A 15,897-nucleotide genomic window follows, 5' to 3' on the forward strand; every position below is an offset into this window, starting at 1 on the left:
GGGCGACCTTCTCACCGCAGGCCATCCCGGACACCGCATCCGCGCGACATAACCCTGATCTGTACCTATGTCCGCGACAGCCCCAATTCGGCGGTGAGCGGCGTGATCCGTGGGGTACCGGTCCAACTCACCAGCGATTCCACCGCTCACACCTCCCCCAACTGCTGCCCGACGACACCGACGCCAAGAGCCCTGCCCGGATGATGCTGGTGGGAGCCCTGTGCACCGTGACCTCCCTTGTCGGTGTGCCCACGGTGAGCGTGTCCATCGGGTTCGCGGACGGCATGCCGCAGGGCGTCCAGCTCATCGGTCAGATGTACGCGAGGGCCGGCGTCTGGAGGCCGCCGAGGTAGTCCAGCGTCATTTCGGTGCGCTCGCGCCCATCGCCCCGCGCGCGTACCCCGAGGGCGGCGGCGAAGTCCCGCACATCCGGCCGGGCTGAAGGTCAGCTGGACCGGGCCGGGCGCTCGGCCTCCTCGGGGAGTTCGATCCACTCGACGGCCCAGCGGTTGAGGGCGAGGAGTACCTGCCCCAGGGCGGCGCCCTTGTCGGTGAGAGCGTACTCGATCCGCACGGGGGTGGTGCCGTGAACCCGTCGCGTGATCAGCCCGTCTGCCTCCAGGTCCTTCAGTCGCTGGGAGAGGAGTTTGTCGGTCATGCCGGGGACCGCGGCGGCGATCTCGTTGAAGCGGGCGGAGCCGGCCAGGAGCGCGCGTAGCACCGCACCCGCCCAGCGGCGTCCGATCATCTCGACGGCCTTGGCGTAGTACGGGCAGTAAGGACGCAGTGCGTCGTCCATGCTGCACCCCCTCCTTTCTCCCTGTTTCTCCTGCGCCCCCTCCTCCGAGAGTAACTATCTACCGGATAGCGGATGGCATGGAGCCGTACGGACGGCCGCCCTGCTTGCACACCCGCCACACACGGCTATCCTGGAATCAGTAGCTATCAAATGGATAGTTAGTGGAGGGGGGAGAGGAGAGGAGCGGGGCATGGGATACGAACTGACAACGCTGCGTACCCGGGTCGCCGACGGCGTCCTGTGGGCCACCTTCGACAACCCGGAGATCAACCTCGTCGATCCGGCGATGGTCTTCGACCTGGACCGCCTGGTGGACGAGGCCGCCGACGACGCGGCGGTGCGGGTCATCGTCCTGGACAGCGCCCACCCGGAGTTCTTCCTCGCGCACTGGGACCTGACCGCCGTGGGCGAGGCCCTTCCGCGCGACCTGCCGTCCCTGCCGCGGGTGCTCCAGCGGCTGGCGGCACTGCCGAAGGTCTCGATCGCCAAGATCGCCGGACGGGCCCGCGGCGCGGGCAGCGAAATCGCCCTGGCCTGCGATATGCGGTTCGCCTCCGCCGAGCGGGCCGTCCTCGGGCAGCCCGAGGTGAGCGTGGGTCTGATCCCTGGAGGCGGCGGCACCCAGCGGCTCCCCGCCCTGGCCGGCCGGGCCCGCGCCCTGGAGATCATTCTCGGTGCCGAGGACTTCGACGCCGCACTTGCCGAGCGTTACGGCTGGATCAACCGAGCCCTGCCCGACGCCGAACTGGACGCCTTCGTCGACCACCTCGCCCGTCGGATCGCCTCTTTCCCACCCGAAGCCGTCGCCGCCGCAAAGGGAATGGTCGACCCGATCACCCTGCCCGGCGACCAGGCGCTGGCCGAGGAGAACCGCATCTTCCGCGCCGCCACCACCCGCCCCGAAACCGCCTCCCGGGTGGGCCGTCTGATGCAGCTCGGATTGCAGCGCCCCGGACCGGTCGAGCTGGAACTCGCCCGCTACGTCACCGAACAGCGCTGGGACAAGCCATGACCTACGCATTCGACACCCTGCGGGTCCGGGTGCAGGACGACGTGGCCCGGGTCACCTTCGACAACCCTCCGATCAACCTGGCCACCCTCGCGATGGGCGCCGAGCTGACCCGGTTCATCGACCAGGTCGCAGACGACGACGCGGTCCGGGTGATCGTGTTCGACAGCGCCGACCCCGACTTCTTCATCGCTCACGCGGATATGTCCGACTCCGAGGCGGACTGGCCCGAGGACCCGCCGTTCTGGGCCGTACTGGAGCGGCTGAGTTCCCTGCCCAAGGTCTCGATCGCCCAGATCGCGGGACGGACCCGTGGTGTGGGCAGCGAGATCGTCCTCGCCTGCGATCTGCGGTTCGCCTCCGCCGAGCGGGCGGTCTTCTGCCAGCCCGAGGTCGCGGTCGGCATGGTGCTCGGGGCCGGCGGCACCCAGCGACTCCCCGCCCTGGCCGGCCGGGCGCGTGCCCTGGAAATCCTCCTGGGCTCCGAGGACTTCGACGCCGCACTCGCCGAGCGTTACGGCTGGATCAACCGCGCCCTGCCCGATGCCGAACTGGACGCCTTCGTCGACCGCCTCGCCCGCCGGATCGCCTCCTTCCCACCCGACGCCGTCGCCGCCGCAAAAGGCATGGTCGACCCGATCACCCTGCCCGACAGCGACGGACTGGCCGAGGAATGGCGACAGACCAAGCTCGCCCTGGCCCGCCCACAGACCCAGGCCCGACTCCGTCGCCTGCTCGAACTCGGCAGCCAGACCCGCAGCCCGGCCGAGCTCGACCACGCCCGCTTCCTCGGCGAACTCTGACGCCCGATCGCCCCGCACATCCACCGTCACTCCCCGAGGTCATCGTCACTCCCCGGGATCACCGTCACTTCCTGAGGACACCGTCAACCCCTGAACGAGGAGACGACCCGCCATGCCACCCGCCGACACCGCCGCCATGTCCGGACTGGAATTCCTGTGCTGGGCACAGAAGAAGCAACAGGAGCAGCCCGATATCCCCTCCATAGGGCGTCTGTTGGGGATGGAGATCGACGAGGTGGAAGAGGGCCGCGTCGTCATGTCCCTGAACACCAGGCCCGATTACGCCAACCCGCTCGGCACGGTGCACGGCGGCATCGCCGCCACCCTGCTCGACTCGGTGATGGGCTGCGCCGTCCACACCACCCTCCCGCCACGCGTCGGCTACACCACCCTCGAACTCAAGGTGAACTACATCCGCGCCGTGCCCCTGGACGCCGGGAAACTGACCGCCCGAGGCACCGTCATCCACACGGGCCGCCGCACGGCCACGGCCGAAGGCAAGGTGCTGGACGCCCAGCGCAAGCTGATCGCCCACGCCACCACCACCTGCATGATCTTCCATCCCTGAGGTCCCGCGTTCACAGCCCAGCCGGGAGGCGACTTCCCGGCTGGGCCTCGGCGCGGGGCTGTGTGCTGCTCGACGGCGCCGCTACTTGGGGACGATCACCACTGACGGGTTCGCCGATCCCGAATTCTGGGTACCGGCCGATGCCCCCGACGAGGCTCTCTATGCGCACCGACTGATCACCCGTCCCAGCAGCAGAGGCGCTCCCCTGGGGAGCACGATGCTCGACTGGGCCTCGCGTGAAGCGGAAAGGATCGGCAAGCGCTGGCTCCGTGTTGATGTGTGGAAGACCAACGCCGACCTGGGCCGCTACTACGAGGCCCAGGGGTTCGAGAAGGTGCGGACCGTCGATCTGCCGCACCGTCGGTCAGGTGCGCTCTACCAACGGCGGGCCGGAGCAGAGGAGTCCAGCAGGCGGGTGCCCGCCAAGCACATGATGCCGTTCCCCGGCCACCGACCATACGGCGCTACGGACTCCATGGCGTCCTGCGCCCGTAGGCAACGGCATACCGCACCCCACCAGCCCTGACCGCCCGACAGCGCCTCGTCCATGGCGAAAGCCTGTCGGCAAGATCCGAAAGAAGCTCTGGTGTCGGGATGCCCTGTGCCAGGCATCCGAGGACAGTTCGCACCAGACGGCCTTTCCTCCGCCCGGGGTGCGGCGTGATCCCCACGACGAGGCAATCGTGTCGACGACCGAGATGCCGCGGCCGGTCTCGTCGGCCGGCCCGGCACCGCCGCCGACGCGGCAGGTGGTCCCCATCCGTCACCTCGACGATCAGTCGGCGGTTGGTGCGGCGCAGCCCGAGGCACGTGGGGCTGCGTCGTGGAAGGGCTCGGCGTCCGCACCGGTGCGGGTAGGAGGTTGAAGGACCATCACAGTGACGTCGTCGCCGTGATCGGCGTCAATGCCGGGTCCGTATGACCCGGTCGCAGGAGACGTCGGGAGTGCCTGAGTATCAGCGAGAGCACGCTCCGGTACGGCCATGCCTTCGTCGATGTTCCCGCCGCTGCGTTCGACCAGGCCGTCCGTACAGAGGGCGGCGGTGGAGCCGGGTTGCCCTGGCGGGTGGTGCCGCTGCAGGACAAGACCTGCGGCACCGCCCAGGCCACGGCAAGATCCGCCGCCTCAGCGGACAGCGTTCTGCCCCACCTGGCTATGACCTCACCCGTCGGTGATCTCGGAGAGCCATGCCGTGTCCTCCGGGCCCGGCGCTTGGGGGCCGAGCGCGGGCAGCCAGCGGACCTCGCCCGAGCGCAGGGCGACCGTGGCCCGTGCCCCCATCGGCCCGTCGCCCCTGCGTCAGAGCAGGACGAGTTCCCAGACCGTCGCCGTCATGGCGTCGAGCCGGGTGGCGCAGTGTGCGGTGACTCGCCGCGGATCCCGGGTCCGGCCCAGGGACAGATGTGGGGTGAAGTTCTTTGCGGGCCCACGACAGCGCGGGAACCGCTGCCGCAGTACGCGGTGCAGATCCGCCCACGGTGTTCGCCGGCCGCCGTCGGGTCGAGCCACACGATGACGTACGCCCTCTGTTGGAAGGTGCGTACCCCGTCCAGCCGGGCGGTGAAGACCGGCGTCTCGGCCGTCGCTGCGGCGAGCGACGGGGCCGCCCGCTCGAAGTCGGACTCCGGCACGAAGCCGAAGAGCACATTGACATGCGGTGGCCAGCGGTGGATCTGCGGATCGTAATCCCGGCAGATGTCCTGGATCGGCGGCCACAGCTCCGCAGGCGGGATCCAGGCCACCGCCGTGCGGGCCGTCGGGGACACATGGAGGACGCCGGCGGGCTCGCTCCTGGCGAAGCTCGGGTCCGCTTGTGGGGCAAGCGCCTGGCCGGCCCCCGACGCTTCGATGCGGTCCACACCGGTGCCCCGGTCCCAGACCACCTCGCCGTCCGCCTCGATGAACATCACCCGGTGCCACGGGATGTCGGCCCCCGGGTACAAAGGAAGGCAGCGGGATGCGTTTGACGGCATCCCTGCGCTGGCTGATCCCCAGCACGAACCGGGCCGGGTCGAACCGTGGGTCCCAGCAGACACGGTGATAGATCTCGTCGCTGGTTCGCATCACGCCCCCTCTCCCGCCTTCACGCCTTCTCTTCCTCCAGGTGCCGCCTGCTCGGTCTTCGACCGTTGTTCCGCTCGCACCGTGACGCATCAGGTGCGGTGCGTGATGGCGCCGGCGTACGTCGAGACGAGTTCTCGGTCAACTCGGCGTCAATGACGCCGTCGAGTGTCGGCGTCGGGGGAACCCTGGTCCGGCCGTCGTCGAGACGCACCGGTTCGAACGCTGAGCGTGGATACCGCGGACCACCTTCCGGCCTCATCGAATTCCATGTCGGGCGCTGTCTGCCCGTATCCACGGCACGTGCCTTCGCGGACGGGCTATGTACCCGCGCACCTGCAGAGTAGTAACTTGCGGAAAGGAGAGAGCTTCCTGTGCGGCACGCGGTAGACATGTGCCGGCCGTGCACGGCTACGCCAGCTGCAATTCGCCCCGCATCACCGGCATGTGTGTATGGTGCAACTCACCCCTCGGACACTGACCACTGGCCAACGTCATGCGGGTCGGGAGCAATCCCGGCCCGCATGACGCGTTTCGCGGGCTGGTACGTCATACGCAGCCCGAGCACCCGGTACAACCGGTTCTCCTTCCCTCCCGGGGTGGTGCGGAGAACGTCTGCTGTGTAGCCGGCTGCTTCGACAAGCTCGGCGATCCGGGCTCGGGAAAGCAGATGGCGGCCTGCTCGATCTTCGCGCAGTAGGCGGCACGGGCTTCCTCGTCGATCGGCTGCTCGTTCTCGGCGCGCACCCCGGTCCGGCCGTCGACGCCCTCACGCAGGATGTCGGCGTGCCCGGCATGCCGGATGGTCTCGCCGAGGACATGGACCATGATGGCGAACAGGTTCGTGTTCGGATAAGGCTCCGACCACCAGGGCACGTGGCCAGGGGCATCGAGGGCAAGCTCGTTGATCGTCGCGTCCGAGTGCTCCCACGCGCGCCGGTAGAACCCGATGATCTGATCGCGCGTCTCGTCCTCGGCCGCCCATTGATCGCTGCCGTCGGAGTCCTGCCACCGGCACAGCGGTTCCGGAGAAGGGCGATCGAAGACCTCACCGAAGTACCTGGCCTCGACCGTGGCCACGTGTTTGACCAGGCCGAGGAGGTTGGTCCCGGTCGCTGTCAGAGGCCGGCGCGCGTCGTATTCGGACAAGCCATCGAGCTTCCAGAGCAGCGCCTCACGGTCCCGCCGCAGTCTCTTGTGCAGGTTGTCTTTCGCGAACTCATCGATCATGCGGCACGAGCCTGACATGGGCTGCTCGTGGTCTCAAGATCCCGTACGTGGTCCGCAACGACTGGCGGAGCCATGGTCAGCTATGGTCCGCCCCGACCTGCTGCAAGGAGCTCAGGAACCTGCCCATGTGAGACAACCTCTTAGCCTTGATCTTTCGTAACGCCCGCCAGTTCAACTGGCGGGCCGTTTTGGCTGGTTCGGCGGTGTGCGGACAGGTTGAGGGCCCGCCTATCGCGTCGGTTGGGCACCGGGTTCCACGGCTCCCCGGGCCTGGACTGGCGTCGGCACTACGACGCCCTGTCGTACTCACTCATCGACACCCCGGCACGCCTGGCGAAGGGCGTGCGCGCCTACCTGGACGCCTTCGGGCTCGTCTTCGACGCCTTCGACTTCGGCCTCGACCCCATGGCCGAATCTGGCTGTACGAATGCAATCCGAACGGGCACCTCCGAACGCTGCGCCCCCACTCCGATCAAGCTCGGAAACGGGGGCGCAGCGCGTCAGGCAGCTCTAGTGGGCCGCCAGCAGCCGAATGATGCCCACGACCAACACCACACCGAAGGCCAGCATCGCGCGCTTGGCCACTCCCGTGGAATGGCCTGATGACCCACGACGCCGGGAAAAGGGGATCCCGACGAAGCCCGGCGAGTCCCCGGTGTGATGGTGGTGGTTGCCGTGGTGGCCCACCCCACCGCTGTGATGGTGCCCACCAAATCCACCCCCGTGGTGGCCGCCCCCGCTGAATCCTCCGCCGCCGTGCATGGACTTCACCCCGTTGTTCGTGATCCGTTCTTCACCACCCCCTGCCCGGGTTCCTCCGGCCTACACCTGAACGGGCCCACATGCAGCGAGGACTACCTCACCCCGGACGTAGGCCGTCGGCCTACACACGTCGAGTTCGGCACGGAGAACGAGGCCGGAGGCCCCACCCAGGACTACGTCCCCGTACCTGTCAGCCGATGTCGCGGGCGGTGGTCCCGCGTGCTTCCAGGTTCCAGGTGATGACCCGTCGGGGGTGGACTCGGATGATGTCGCTGCTGAAGTGATCAGGCGCCACGGGAGGCACATCGACAGTCAGCACCTCGGCCCGGCCCCTGATCTCGACGCCGCGCCCCCATCCGCCCGCGACCGGGTCGTCGGCCGGGGCCAGGTCGTCCACGAGTACGGAGACTTCCGGGCGAGCCTGCACGTTGCGGTATTTCCGGCTGCGGGCCATGGTCGGCCCGCCGATGTCGATGGTGCCGTCGTCGTTGAGCCGGAAGCCCACCGGACGGACCTGCGGGCATCCGTCGGGACCGGAGGTGGCCAGGCGGGCCAGCGGCTGGGCGGCGAGGTACTCGTGTTCCCTCTCAGTGAAGACCATGCAGCCGACCCTAGAAGCTCAAGCGTGATTGAGGTCAAGGCTGCTGAGGTTGCGTCCTTCCCTTGCTCACAGCACTGTTAGCCGGGTGTTAGCGGAGCGGCAGCCTCGCGATAGCGGCTCCGATCAGAGTGGGTGACGTACCGAGGAAACAACGACACCGACTGCCCCGGGGAACCCGAAATGAGCTCCAGCACCACAGTCCGCACCGCGCGTCGCCGCACCCTGCGCGTTGCCGCCGCGGCCCTGACCGCAGCCGCTGCCCTCACCCTGACCGCCTGCTCCGGCTCGGAGGCCACCGGCACCAAGTCCGCGGGCCACACGGACACGAGCACGGCCGCCGCCGAGTCCGGCGGCGCGGGCTCCTCCGCGGGAGCGCAGGGCTCCGATGCTGAGGCGCGCCCCGGTGCCAAGGCCGACACCAAGGCGGGCGCTGCGGGCAAGCGGTCGGGCAACTCGCACGCCGCCACGGCCAAGATGGCATCCCCGACCCGCACCCAGCACCTGGCGGACGGCAGCAAGGCCGAGATCTACGAGCTCGGCGCCCAGCACTACCGCGCCAAGATCGTCCACAGCGGTCAGGTGTTGGGCACGCTGGAGACGAACCAGCACGACGCCGGGCTCGACGCCAACGACATGTTCGTCACGCTCACGCTGGGCGGCCAGGTCCACTCCTGGATGGGCGGCGGACACCAGGGACCGGGCACCTTCAAGCTCGCGGGCGGTTTGACGGCCAAGGTCACGAAGATCGGCGAGCTGCGGTACCGCGCGCAGATCCTCGGCAACGAGGGCTCGGTGGACGCCACCCTGGAGGCGAACCAGCACGACGCCGGGCTCGATGCCAATGGCGTACACATCGTGCTCAGTGCCGGCGGTGTGATCAGCGCCCACGAGTAGATGCCCGCCCGGCTGCGGCGGTGGAGCCACCTCCGGCGGGGCCAGCTCCACCGCCGCAGTGACGGAAGCATTCGAGTGGCCCTGAGGCCAGCTCGCTAACCAAGACGGCGCCACCCATCCGGCCACCTTTGTCAACCCCGTCGGCATCCAGGCACCGCCCGTCTAGAAACTGAGGCGATGCTCACCCTCGCTGCCATCTCCTTGATGACCCGCCGGCTCACCCGGTAGCCGGTGCACCCCACCGCCGCGGCTGCCCGGCCGACAGCAGCGGTTCAACCTGCGTGAACGCTCGGCCGTCGCTGGGTACAGCGACGGCCACTCTGTCGGTGGCCCTTTCCGGTCCCGTGACCGTGCCCGAAGAGTGTCGGAACGTGGGCAGGTGGCCCGCAGCCTGCGGTTCAACTGGTGGCGGTTACGGGCGGGCCGGTGCGGTGTCGGACCCAGGTGGCACCGGCTGCCACCGTGCCGACCATCGACAAGCTGATCCGCGACCTGCGGCAGGCGACCGACGCCCTTGAGCAGTGGCGCGACCGGCTCCCAGCACGCGCCGCCTGATCGCCTACCGGTAGTGGCGAGCGGGTGTCATCCACGTCGTGGCCAGTACGTTGTCGCCTCCGTCTTCCCCGTCGGGCTCGTCGGGGGAGGGGGCCTGGCTGACCTGGTCGATCTGCCGCTCGATGCCGTGCAGGTTCTCCTGCAAGTCCATGGTCACCACGCCATCGACGGTGACCCTCAACGGGTCCGCGAGCAGCTTCGCGCGCCGCTCGCCCAGGACCTCCAGTGCGACCGCACGTACTGACCCGAGCCGGAAGAAGCGCCGTTCCAGGTCGGCTGGGTCGGTGTCGGGGCCGAGTTGTGCGAGCAGCCACGAGCGTTGGAACTCGTCCACCGGCTTCACATCCTCAACGCGGGGCACGGCCCGGAGCCATGCGGGTTCGCTGACTCCGGGTCGTACGGGCCGTACAGGCCCGACTCGGAGACCTTGCCGACCGGCACACCCGACAGCACCCGGCCGTAGGGCTGGTCGCACTCACCGCACTGGTAGTGCACACCCTCGGAGAACAGCTCCAGGTCGAGGGTGATCGTGTCGGTCGAGTCGGTGCCGTGCAGGGACGCCAGCCACTCGCGGTTGGCGATCAGGTGCTCGGACTTCGAAACAGGCTGAATGGACATGTTGCGTAACTCCATGGACGAATGCGGTTGCCTTCCGCGCACCGCCCATCCGAGGCGATGCTGTCCACGAAGTCGAAGGGGCGTGGTCCCCACCCTCTGCGGCCTGTAGCTCAGCGGGCGTCGTCGGACTCCGGCAGCAGACCGCGACGACGGGCCATCTCCAGCCCTGCCGCGCCCGGGTTCCGCGCCGGAAGCGTACGCGACGGGCCCCGCCCCGCCGGAGCCCCACCGGGAGCCGCCGGCACCGGGCCCGGACGTCACCGAACAGCTCCGGCCGCCGGGCCCGCAGCGCCTCGGCCGCCGACTGAATCTGCGCCTCGTCCGCGTCGTCATCATCGGTGGTCAGCAGCCGCTCCGCGTCCACCAGATCCTCGCCCGACGCACCCAACGCCACCAGGGCCGCGCGCCGCAGTGCCGCTCGCTCCCGCTCGGCGGCCAGCTCCCCACGACGAGCAGCCTGCAACTCCCGCTCCGCAGTGGCCTGTTCCCGACGCTCGACCTCCGACAACGCGGCCTGTTCAGCCTCGCGCTGCGAGGTGACGAACTCCGTCAAAGCCTTGGGGGAGTCGAATCCCAAGGTCGCCAACAGGCGCTTGATGGCTGCGCGTTCGCCCTGGGACTTCTCCCGCGTCAGCAGCTTGCCCAGGCGGTCCTGAGTAACGGTGACCTGCTGCTCCTGCTCAGGGGATTCCGCAGCATCCAGCTGCTCATGCGACTCATCCTCCGACGAGTCAGAGATGGGTAGGGGCCGGGCCATACGTCTCCTCCGGTGCGTGCCCCCACGCCAGGGCCAGTGTAGCCACCCACACCCGCGGCTTGGGAGCGTCCGATGGGTCGCAGGAGACGCGTCGGACAGGTTAGGCCGGCATGGGGCGGGTTTCGCTGACGCTGATCGCCCTGCCCTTCAGCTTGGCCCCTTGGAGCTGGGCAACGGCCTTCTTCGCCGCCTGCCGGTCGCTCATATCGACGAAGCCGAAGCCCCTGGACCTGTTCGTCCCGCGATCCGTCAAGACCTGGGCGCTGTCTACCTCGCCGATCCGTCCGAAGAGTCGATAAAGGTCGTCTTCCGTGGTGTCAAAGCTCAAGTTGCCGACGTACAGCCGATTCGCCATGGCCGGTTCTCCCTCGCTATCGGTGGCGGCCGGACAGGTCGTCGGGCCGGAACCAAGAGTCCCAAGGGGACACATAGCGGGCCAGCCGGTAAGAGCCGAACAGGGCACAACCGTACGACATGCCGGGCAGGTCCCAGGGCGCGTACGAGGGGTCAGGAACCCGGAATCCGTCGGACAGACCCCAGGCCAGCCACTCACACGTTGATCAACTCACGCCCACACATCCGGCCCCCACCACGCCATTCGATCAAGTTGGGGTCGGCCAGCTGCACATCATCCGGATCAAGACCGGCGCGCCGCAGGAATTCGAGCAGATCAGCCACGTTTCGCGCCACGCCAAGGGGCTGTCCGTCGGCTGTGACGCGCCGCCCGCCAGTCGGCGACGGCGGATGCACGACGATCGGAGCATCAGCCATACCTCCACGCTCAACCCCCACAGCCCCGCTCGCATCCGAAGAGGGCCAAACGGCGCGCCCTCCGGACCTCGGGTCCGGCCCTACCTCCCTGGCGGTGTCGTGAACCCAAACCGACGTGGCCCTTGATCGGCAGTGATCGCCGCGCCTCCAGCTCCTTGATTGCCGCCGTCCGCTCCTGGCGCCATGGTCGGGAGCGCGGCCTGCTGCTGGTCCTGCACCGTGGCCGACCGGATACGCGCCACCTCCTCAGCGGCGTCCTTGATCGGGGTAGCCCGCGTCCATCAGCATCCCCACCGACGTCTCCAGCGACAGCACCCCCGCCCCGTACGCCTGGGTGACCTCGTCCAACACCGCCGCCCGGTCGTTGGGCGTATGGGGTGCCCACACCAGCCGCGCAGGAAGCGACTGCCCCATCGGCCATCCCAGGGCGCGCCCGGCCTGGTACAGCCGCTGCACCATCTTCAGCAGCAGCTGGTACTTGTGCTCCCTGGCCAGCCGCATCGCCCCCACCAGCGCATCCAGCGGCCCGAGGGCCAGCTTCAGCGCGTACCCCGACGGTACCTGCGAGGCATCCAGCGTCCCCAACCCGGCAGCCGTGATACGCGAGTTGGACGCGATGCGGTCCAGCAAGTGCTCCACCCGCGCACGGAGTTCGGCCAGCTGCGGCGAGGTGTCCAGGGCATCCATTCGCCCGGAGTCCCCGAGCTGCCACACCGCGCCGGCCTCCACCGTCAGCTGCACCGGCCTGCCTGTCGCGCGGTCCACCGGCAGCCGCGCGCCCGCCAGCCCGATGATCGGCGTCCCCGTCGTCGCCGACGCCGCCGCACTGTCCGAATCGGTGGCCGCCAGCTCGTCCAGGCCCTGGAGCACCTTCGCGATGACCGGCTGACCCCAGTGTTCACCGCCGTGCGGGATCGTGTTCGCGATGTGGATGACCGGCACGAAGTCGATCCACAAGTCGAGCCGCTTCAACTCTGTGCCGTCAGGCCGTACCCGGAAGGCGGCCTTGTCCATCGGCAACCGGTCCAGCGTCTGGCCCCGCCCCAGGTCCTCCAGCAGCCACTCCGCGTCCGTCAAGAAGCACGTCATCCGCGACGGCCGTCCCGGCTCCCACGGGTACTCCCGCACCACGCTCGCGTCGTCCTCGGAGATCGGCCCCAGCTCGTACGTCACCCGCCGAACCCGCGCCTTCAAACCGGTCTCGGGATCCTCCGGCAGCTCCCACGCCAGATGCACCCTGCTCGGGTAGTCCTGGTCCTGGTCGTCGTCCCACTGCGGGAAGTAGAAGCCCGGGTCGTACACCCGAAGCGTCGGCCGCTGCTTCTCCGGGTCCCACGCCAGCGCGTAGACGCTGTCGCCCAGCAGCACAGCTGACCGTTCCGCCTGCTGGATCCGCAGTGTCAGCTGCTCTTTGGTTGCCCACTGCCGAAGCCGCTCCTGCATCGCGGCGGCCTCCGCCGCCCCCGGCTTCGGCACCTCGCTCGCGGCGTGCTCGGCGCCCTCCACAGAGACTTTCTGCTCCGACCCCAGGAGGTACCCCAGCGCCGTGTCCACGACCTTTGAGGCGTCTCCCAACTCCCGGCGCTCCGCTGCGGAATCGGCGTCAGCTGCCAACTGTCCGGCCTGGTTGTTGTCGTACGCCGCCAGCACCTTGTAGGCGGCGAGCCTGCGCATCTCCTGCGGCGGCAACCACGACGACGCCAGCTCCGGAAAGGCCCAATTCCCTGGCCGGGAGACATCGGCCATCACCGGCTTGTAGTTCAGCCACGACCAGGCATCGATAACGAACTGGCGCAGGCCCACATCCACTCCAGAAAGTCGGCCCCGCGCCGCCAGCAACCTTAGCCGCTGCCTGTGGAGGGGGCTTTGAGAGACGGCTCGGCGGCACCAGCACGAAGCGGAATCTCATGCCTTCGCCCGGCCAGCCCGGGGCGCACCCTGACCTCGCCGGTGGTAATGGGGGGAAGGCGGCCAGCCGATGGCAGTCATCCGCCACCAACTAATTGAATCCCGGAGCGAACTTGACCAAGAAAAGGAAAGTGAATGAGGAAACTTTGGCGACCGTATCGGACATGCCCTAAAATCCCGCCATGACCGTGATCTGATTCGCTGTCAACTGTTTTGAATCTTGCTTTAGATGTGCGTTAACGTCACATCTCACCGCCCGACCTGACTAATCCGGGCATCTAGGAAAACCAGAGGGAGAAGGAACGGGGGCCGTTCAGTTTCCACGCCAAGCGGCGTACCCGTATGCCCTCTCCCCCCCACTTGCAAGGGGAAAGTGTACGTGAAGCACAACCACATCCGAATAGCAGCCGCGACCGCTCTCACCGCCGTAGCCCTCGGCGTTGCCGCGCCCGCTGCCAGCGCAGCCGAAGCCCACCGCGACCTCGCGGCCAACTCGCAGGCGGCCGAGTCGCTGCAGCCGACCGCCGAGGATGTCCGCGACCTCATCTCCCGCATGCGCGCCGACGGCGCCGACGCCAATCAGATCCGGGAATTCGAGGACTACGCGAAGCAGCTTGAGAATCCCGACGCCCACAAGCGCAGCAAGCGCGCGCTGGGCATGGGCACGATCGTGCGCAAGCTGATTGTCGCCGGCCTCCGTCATGGCGGCGCCTGGGCAGGGAAGATCGTCGGCAAGGTCAGCAAGAAGAGCGGTGCCTTCATCTCCCGTAACGGCGGCAAGATCGCCGACGCGATCGAGGACGTGGAAGGCTGGAGCGAGACCGCGCTGGCCATCGCCATGGTCAAGGCCGGTGTCCCCACCGATGTCGCCTATGACATCGCCAAGGCCATCATGATGATCGCCCTCTGACACCGTTGACGTCGCGGGCGGCATCCGGCCCGTCCAGATGCCGCCCGTCCCTCTTCCCGTGCACGAAGGAGGGCACTATGCCCCCTCAACCGCCCGACGATGAACCCACTTGGGCCTCCCTGTCTCTCCGGGAGAAGGTGCTCGCCGCCTTCGGTATGGCCGGCCTCGGACTCGGCGTACTCACCGTCATAGCCGTGGTATTCCTGGCAGGCATCCTGGCCATCGCCTTCGCAGCGCGCAGCCTGATCGAAACCGACAGCGCGGCAACCCTCGTGTGGGCATGCCTGCTGCTCCTGCCGTGCGGTCTCCTCGCAGGCGTGATTGCCTACCCAGCGCGGCTTCTGATGCGCCTGGCAGCCGCTACCGACAAGACCAAACGCGGAGCGGAGATGCTCATCTCCGCAGCGACAACCTTCCTGGCCGCCATCTTCGTCGAAACCTTCACACCCGGGCTCCGCGTCCAACACCCCTGGCTTCCAGCCCTACTCGCGACCCTCCTGGTCGCCTTGGCCAACCTCGTGATCAACCACATGGAAGACCGTAAGAACCGACGCGACAACAAGGCATGACCGGCGAGGCTTGATCAGACCGACGAGGGAATGGTCCGAGGCCACCTCCCCGAAGGCATGTCCAGCCGACTCACCGACGGCCACTCAGCCGGTGATCTTCCCCGCGGCGCGGAGGAGGCATCGCCGGATCCAGGAACAGATCCCACAGCGCCCACACCGCCGAGTCCAGCAGGTCCGGCGAGTCCTCTGTCTCGCCCTGGCCGACGAAGGTCGTCATCTGCTCCTCCAGCTCCGCGAACACCCGCGCCGCCCCGACGTGATGCACCCGAGCCTGCTCATACAGCTGCGCCACCGGAGCTGCCCGCGCCCGCTTCCCTCGCGTTGCATGCACGATCCGCCAGTTCACCGTCGGATCCACCTGCTCCAGCAGCGCCGGCAGGTAATCACCGCCGTTGTTCGCCTCGATGACCACACAGTCCGCCCGGTGCTCGTGATACAGCTCCGCGGCCCGCTTCGTGATACTCCGCGCGGGGCCCAGATCGCGGTACGCGGCGAACGCCTCGAACGCCTGCGGAGATTCATGCCTCTGGCGCTCCCAGGGATCGACGACATTCCGGCCATGCACCGGTTAGCCTTCCTTCTCCCCACGCGCCACCGACTCCCAGCTGCATTCAGGCAGAAGGGTACGGGCCAAGAGGATGGCGTCAGCCAGCAGAGCCCGAGTGCGCTACTGGAGCGGTCGTCGCCGACTGCTGCCGCGGAGTCCAGGGCAGTCTCGCTACTGAGTAAACGCCAAGGCGGCCTGCGCCCGCCGGGGGCGGGCTCCCGGAGTGCGGACGTGCGGTCCTGTGAAGTGATCTGCGCCACGTGGCGTCACAGTTCATGGTCTCGTTCGTCCTCAGGACGAAAGCCATTCTTCACGCCAGGGCGCCGCGCCTGCAGGTTCGATCGTCCCCGGTTCGGCAGGACAAATGTCATGGGTGCCTGTCACTTGAGGAGGAGTTCTTGTGGGGGGGGCGTCCCCCGTGACGCCATATGACCGTTCTCACCGAAGCGATCCGCCGTGTCATCCCATCCAGTCGGCCAAGCAATTGGCCGAGCCGAAGCGCGGTAGCGGGCGTAGCGGCGGGGGCGGTGTCGG

General features: G+C 68.3%; 17 protein-coding genes and 2 pseudogenes. 8 read left to right on the forward strand and 11 right to left on the reverse strand.

The window, feature by feature from the left end; translation table 11 throughout:
• Window positions 1-445: 445 nt before the first annotated feature.
• Window positions 446-799, reverse strand: a complete 354-nt coding sequence (locus RZ84_RS30675; RefSeq protein ID WP_043267585.1) for a winged helix-turn-helix transcriptional regulator — start codon at window positions 797-799, stop codon at window positions 446-448.
• A gap of 190 nt (window positions 800-989) precedes the next feature.
• On the opposite strand from RZ84_RS30675, the gene RZ84_RS30680 reads away from it, so the two are divergent.
• From RZ84_RS30680 to RZ84_RS30695, 4 genes are all read left to right on the forward strand, one after another.
• Window positions 990-1,811: an enoyl-CoA hydratase/isomerase family protein gene (locus RZ84_RS30680; protein ID WP_043267587.1), complete on the forward strand. Its 822-nt coding sequence runs from the start codon at window positions 990-992 to the stop codon at window positions 1,809-1,811.
• Window positions 1,808-2,611 (forward strand): enoyl-CoA hydratase/isomerase family protein, encoded by an 804-nt coding sequence (locus RZ84_RS30685; protein WP_043267589.1) that lies wholly within the window; start codon window positions 1,808-1,810, stop codon window positions 2,609-2,611. Before RZ84_RS30680 ends, RZ84_RS30685 begins: the two co-directional genes overlap by 4 nt.
• 112 nt (window positions 2,612-2,723) lie before the next feature.
• Window positions 2,724-3,179: a PaaI family thioesterase gene (locus RZ84_RS30690; RefSeq protein ID WP_043267591.1), complete on the forward strand. Its 456-nt coding sequence runs from the start codon at window positions 2,724-2,726 to the stop codon at window positions 3,177-3,179.
• 85 nt (window positions 3,180-3,264) lie between these two features.
• Window positions 3,265-3,705, forward strand: a complete 441-nt coding sequence (locus RZ84_RS30695; protein WP_198540075.1) for a GNAT family protein — start codon at window positions 3,265-3,267, stop codon at window positions 3,703-3,705.
• 96 nt (window positions 3,706-3,801) lie between these two features.
• Here RZ84_RS30695 and RZ84_RS42535 read toward each other — a convergent pair.
• The 3 genes and pseudogenes from RZ84_RS42535 to RZ84_RS30705 form a co-directional block, all read right to left on the reverse strand.
• A pseudogene (locus RZ84_RS42535) lies at window positions 3,802-4,233 on the reverse strand (SpoIIE family protein phosphatase); the annotation flags it as partial.
• Window positions 4,234-4,413: 180 nt separating this feature from the next.
• Window positions 4,414-5,244: pseudogene (locus RZ84_RS35315) on the reverse strand (RNA repair domain-containing protein); the annotation flags it as partial.
• Between the two features lie 546 nt (window positions 5,245-5,790).
• Window positions 5,791-6,471 (reverse strand): DinB family protein, encoded by a 681-nt coding sequence (locus RZ84_RS30705; protein ID WP_241777937.1) that lies wholly within the window; start codon window positions 6,469-6,471, stop codon window positions 5,791-5,793.
• A 240-nt stretch (window positions 6,472-6,711) separates the two neighbouring features.
• On the opposite strand from RZ84_RS30705, the gene RZ84_RS41945 reads away from it, so the two are divergent.
• Window positions 6,712-7,074, forward strand: a complete 363-nt coding sequence (locus RZ84_RS41945; RefSeq protein ID WP_043267593.1) for a hypothetical protein — start codon at window positions 6,712-6,714, stop codon at window positions 7,072-7,074.
• 349 nt (window positions 7,075-7,423) lie between these two features.
• Here the strand turns inward: RZ84_RS41945 and RZ84_RS30715 are convergent, their stop codons facing one another.
• Complete coding sequence (locus RZ84_RS30715; protein WP_043267595.1) at window positions 7,424-7,834, reverse strand: PPOX class F420-dependent oxidoreductase; 411 nt, start codon at window positions 7,832-7,834, stop codon at window positions 7,424-7,426.
• 180 nt (window positions 7,835-8,014) lie between these two features.
• On the opposite strand from RZ84_RS30715, the gene RZ84_RS30720 reads away from it, so the two are divergent.
• Window positions 8,015-8,728 (forward strand): hypothetical protein, encoded by a 714-nt coding sequence (locus tag RZ84_RS30720; protein ID WP_052230263.1) that lies wholly within the window; start codon window positions 8,015-8,017, stop codon window positions 8,726-8,728.
• 559 nt (window positions 8,729-9,287) lie between these two features.
• On the opposite strand, the gene RZ84_RS30725 is transcribed toward RZ84_RS30720, so the two are convergent.
• The 5 genes from RZ84_RS30725 to RZ84_RS30740 all read right to left on the reverse strand — a co-directional run bounded on the left by RZ84_RS30725 (window position 9,288) and on the right by RZ84_RS30740 (window position 13,232).
• Window positions 9,288-9,617 carry a hypothetical protein gene (locus tag RZ84_RS30725; RefSeq protein WP_043271317.1) on the reverse strand — a complete coding sequence of 110 codons (330 nt, stop codon included), beginning with the start codon at window positions 9,615-9,617 and terminating at the stop codon, window positions 9,288-9,290.
• Between the two features lie 5 nt (window positions 9,618-9,622).
• Window positions 9,623-9,901 (reverse strand): hypothetical protein, encoded by a 279-nt coding sequence (locus tag RZ84_RS30730; RefSeq protein WP_198540076.1) that lies wholly within the window; start codon window positions 9,899-9,901, stop codon window positions 9,623-9,625.
• An 857-nt stretch (window positions 9,902-10,758) separates the two neighbouring features.
• On the reverse strand, window positions 10,759-11,013 hold the full coding sequence (locus RZ84_RS30735) for an RNA recognition motif domain-containing protein (protein ID WP_043267598.1): 255 nt from the start codon (window positions 11,011-11,013) through the stop codon (window positions 10,759-10,761).
• Between the two features lie 194 nt (window positions 11,014-11,207).
• On the reverse strand, window positions 11,208-11,429 hold the full coding sequence (locus RZ84_RS37355; protein ID WP_078894374.1) for a hypothetical protein: 222 nt from the start codon (window positions 11,427-11,429) through the stop codon (window positions 11,208-11,210).
• Between the two features lie 246 nt (window positions 11,430-11,675).
• Window positions 11,676-13,232: a hypothetical protein gene (locus tag RZ84_RS30740; protein ID WP_043267600.1), complete on the reverse strand. Its 1,557-nt coding sequence runs from the start codon at window positions 13,230-13,232 to the stop codon at window positions 11,676-11,678.
• A gap of 484 nt (window positions 13,233-13,716) precedes the next feature.
• On the opposite strand from RZ84_RS30740, the gene RZ84_RS30745 reads away from it, so the two are divergent.
• Entirely contained in the window at window positions 13,717-14,247 is a 531-nt protein-coding gene (locus RZ84_RS30745) for a hypothetical protein (RefSeq protein ID WP_241777938.1), read from the forward strand.
• A gap of 77 nt (window positions 14,248-14,324) precedes the next feature.
• Window positions 14,325-14,816, forward strand: coding sequence for a hypothetical protein (locus tag RZ84_RS30750; protein WP_241777939.1), 492 nt, complete (start codon window positions 14,325-14,327; stop codon window positions 14,814-14,816).
• A 70-nt stretch (window positions 14,817-14,886) separates the two neighbouring features.
• On the opposite strand, the gene RZ84_RS30755 is transcribed toward RZ84_RS30750, so the two are convergent.
• Window positions 14,887-15,381 carry a phage terminase large subunit family protein gene (locus RZ84_RS30755; protein WP_043267601.1) on the reverse strand — a complete coding sequence of 165 codons (495 nt, stop codon included), beginning with the start codon at window positions 15,379-15,381 and terminating at the stop codon, window positions 14,887-14,889.
• Window positions 15,382-15,897 lie beyond the last annotated feature (516 nt).

It is taken from the genome of Streptomyces sp. CT34 (assembly GCF_000805335.1).
Lineage (GTDB): Bacteria > Actinomycetota > Actinomycetes > Streptomycetales > Streptomycetaceae > Streptomyces.

Bases quoted from the DNA above. Each gene is read 5' to 3' on its own strand.
- RZ84_RS30675 (WP_043267585.1), bottom strand. From the start codon at position 799: ATGGACGACGCACTGCGTCCTTACTGCCCGTACTACGCCAAGGCCGTC.
- RZ84_RS30680 (WP_043267587.1), top strand. From the start codon at position 990: ATGGGATACGAACTGACAACGCTGCGTACCCGGGTCGCCGACGGCGTC.
- RZ84_RS30685 (WP_043267589.1), top strand. From the start codon at position 1,808: ATGACCTACGCATTCGACACCCTGCGGGTCCGGGTGCAGGACGACGTG.
- RZ84_RS30690 (WP_043267591.1), top strand. From the start codon at position 2,724: ATGCCACCCGCCGACACCGCCGCCATGTCCGGACTGGAATTCCTGTGC.
- RZ84_RS30705 (WP_241777937.1), bottom strand. From the start codon at position 6,471: ATGATCGATGAGTTCGCGAAAGACAACCTGCACAAGAGACTGCGGCGG.
- RZ84_RS30715 (WP_043267595.1), bottom strand. From the start codon at position 7,834: ATGGTCTTCACTGAGAGGGAACACGAGTACCTCGCCGCCCAGCCGCTG.
- RZ84_RS30720 (WP_052230263.1), top strand. From the start codon at position 8,015: ATGAGCTCCAGCACCACAGTCCGCACCGCGCGTCGCCGCACCCTGCGC.
- RZ84_RS30730 (WP_198540076.1), bottom strand. From the start codon at position 9,901: ATGTCCATTCAGCCTGTTTCGAAGTCCGAGCACCTGATCGCCAACCGC.
- RZ84_RS30735 (WP_043267598.1), bottom strand. From the start codon at position 11,013: ATGGCGAATCGGCTGTACGTCGGCAACTTGAGCTTTGACACCACGGAA.
- RZ84_RS37355 (WP_078894374.1), bottom strand. From the start codon at position 11,429: ATGGCTGATGCTCCGATCGTCGTGCATCCGCCGTCGCCGACTGGCGGG.
- RZ84_RS30750 (WP_241777939.1), top strand. From the start codon at position 14,325: ATGCCCCCTCAACCGCCCGACGATGAACCCACTTGGGCCTCCCTGTCT.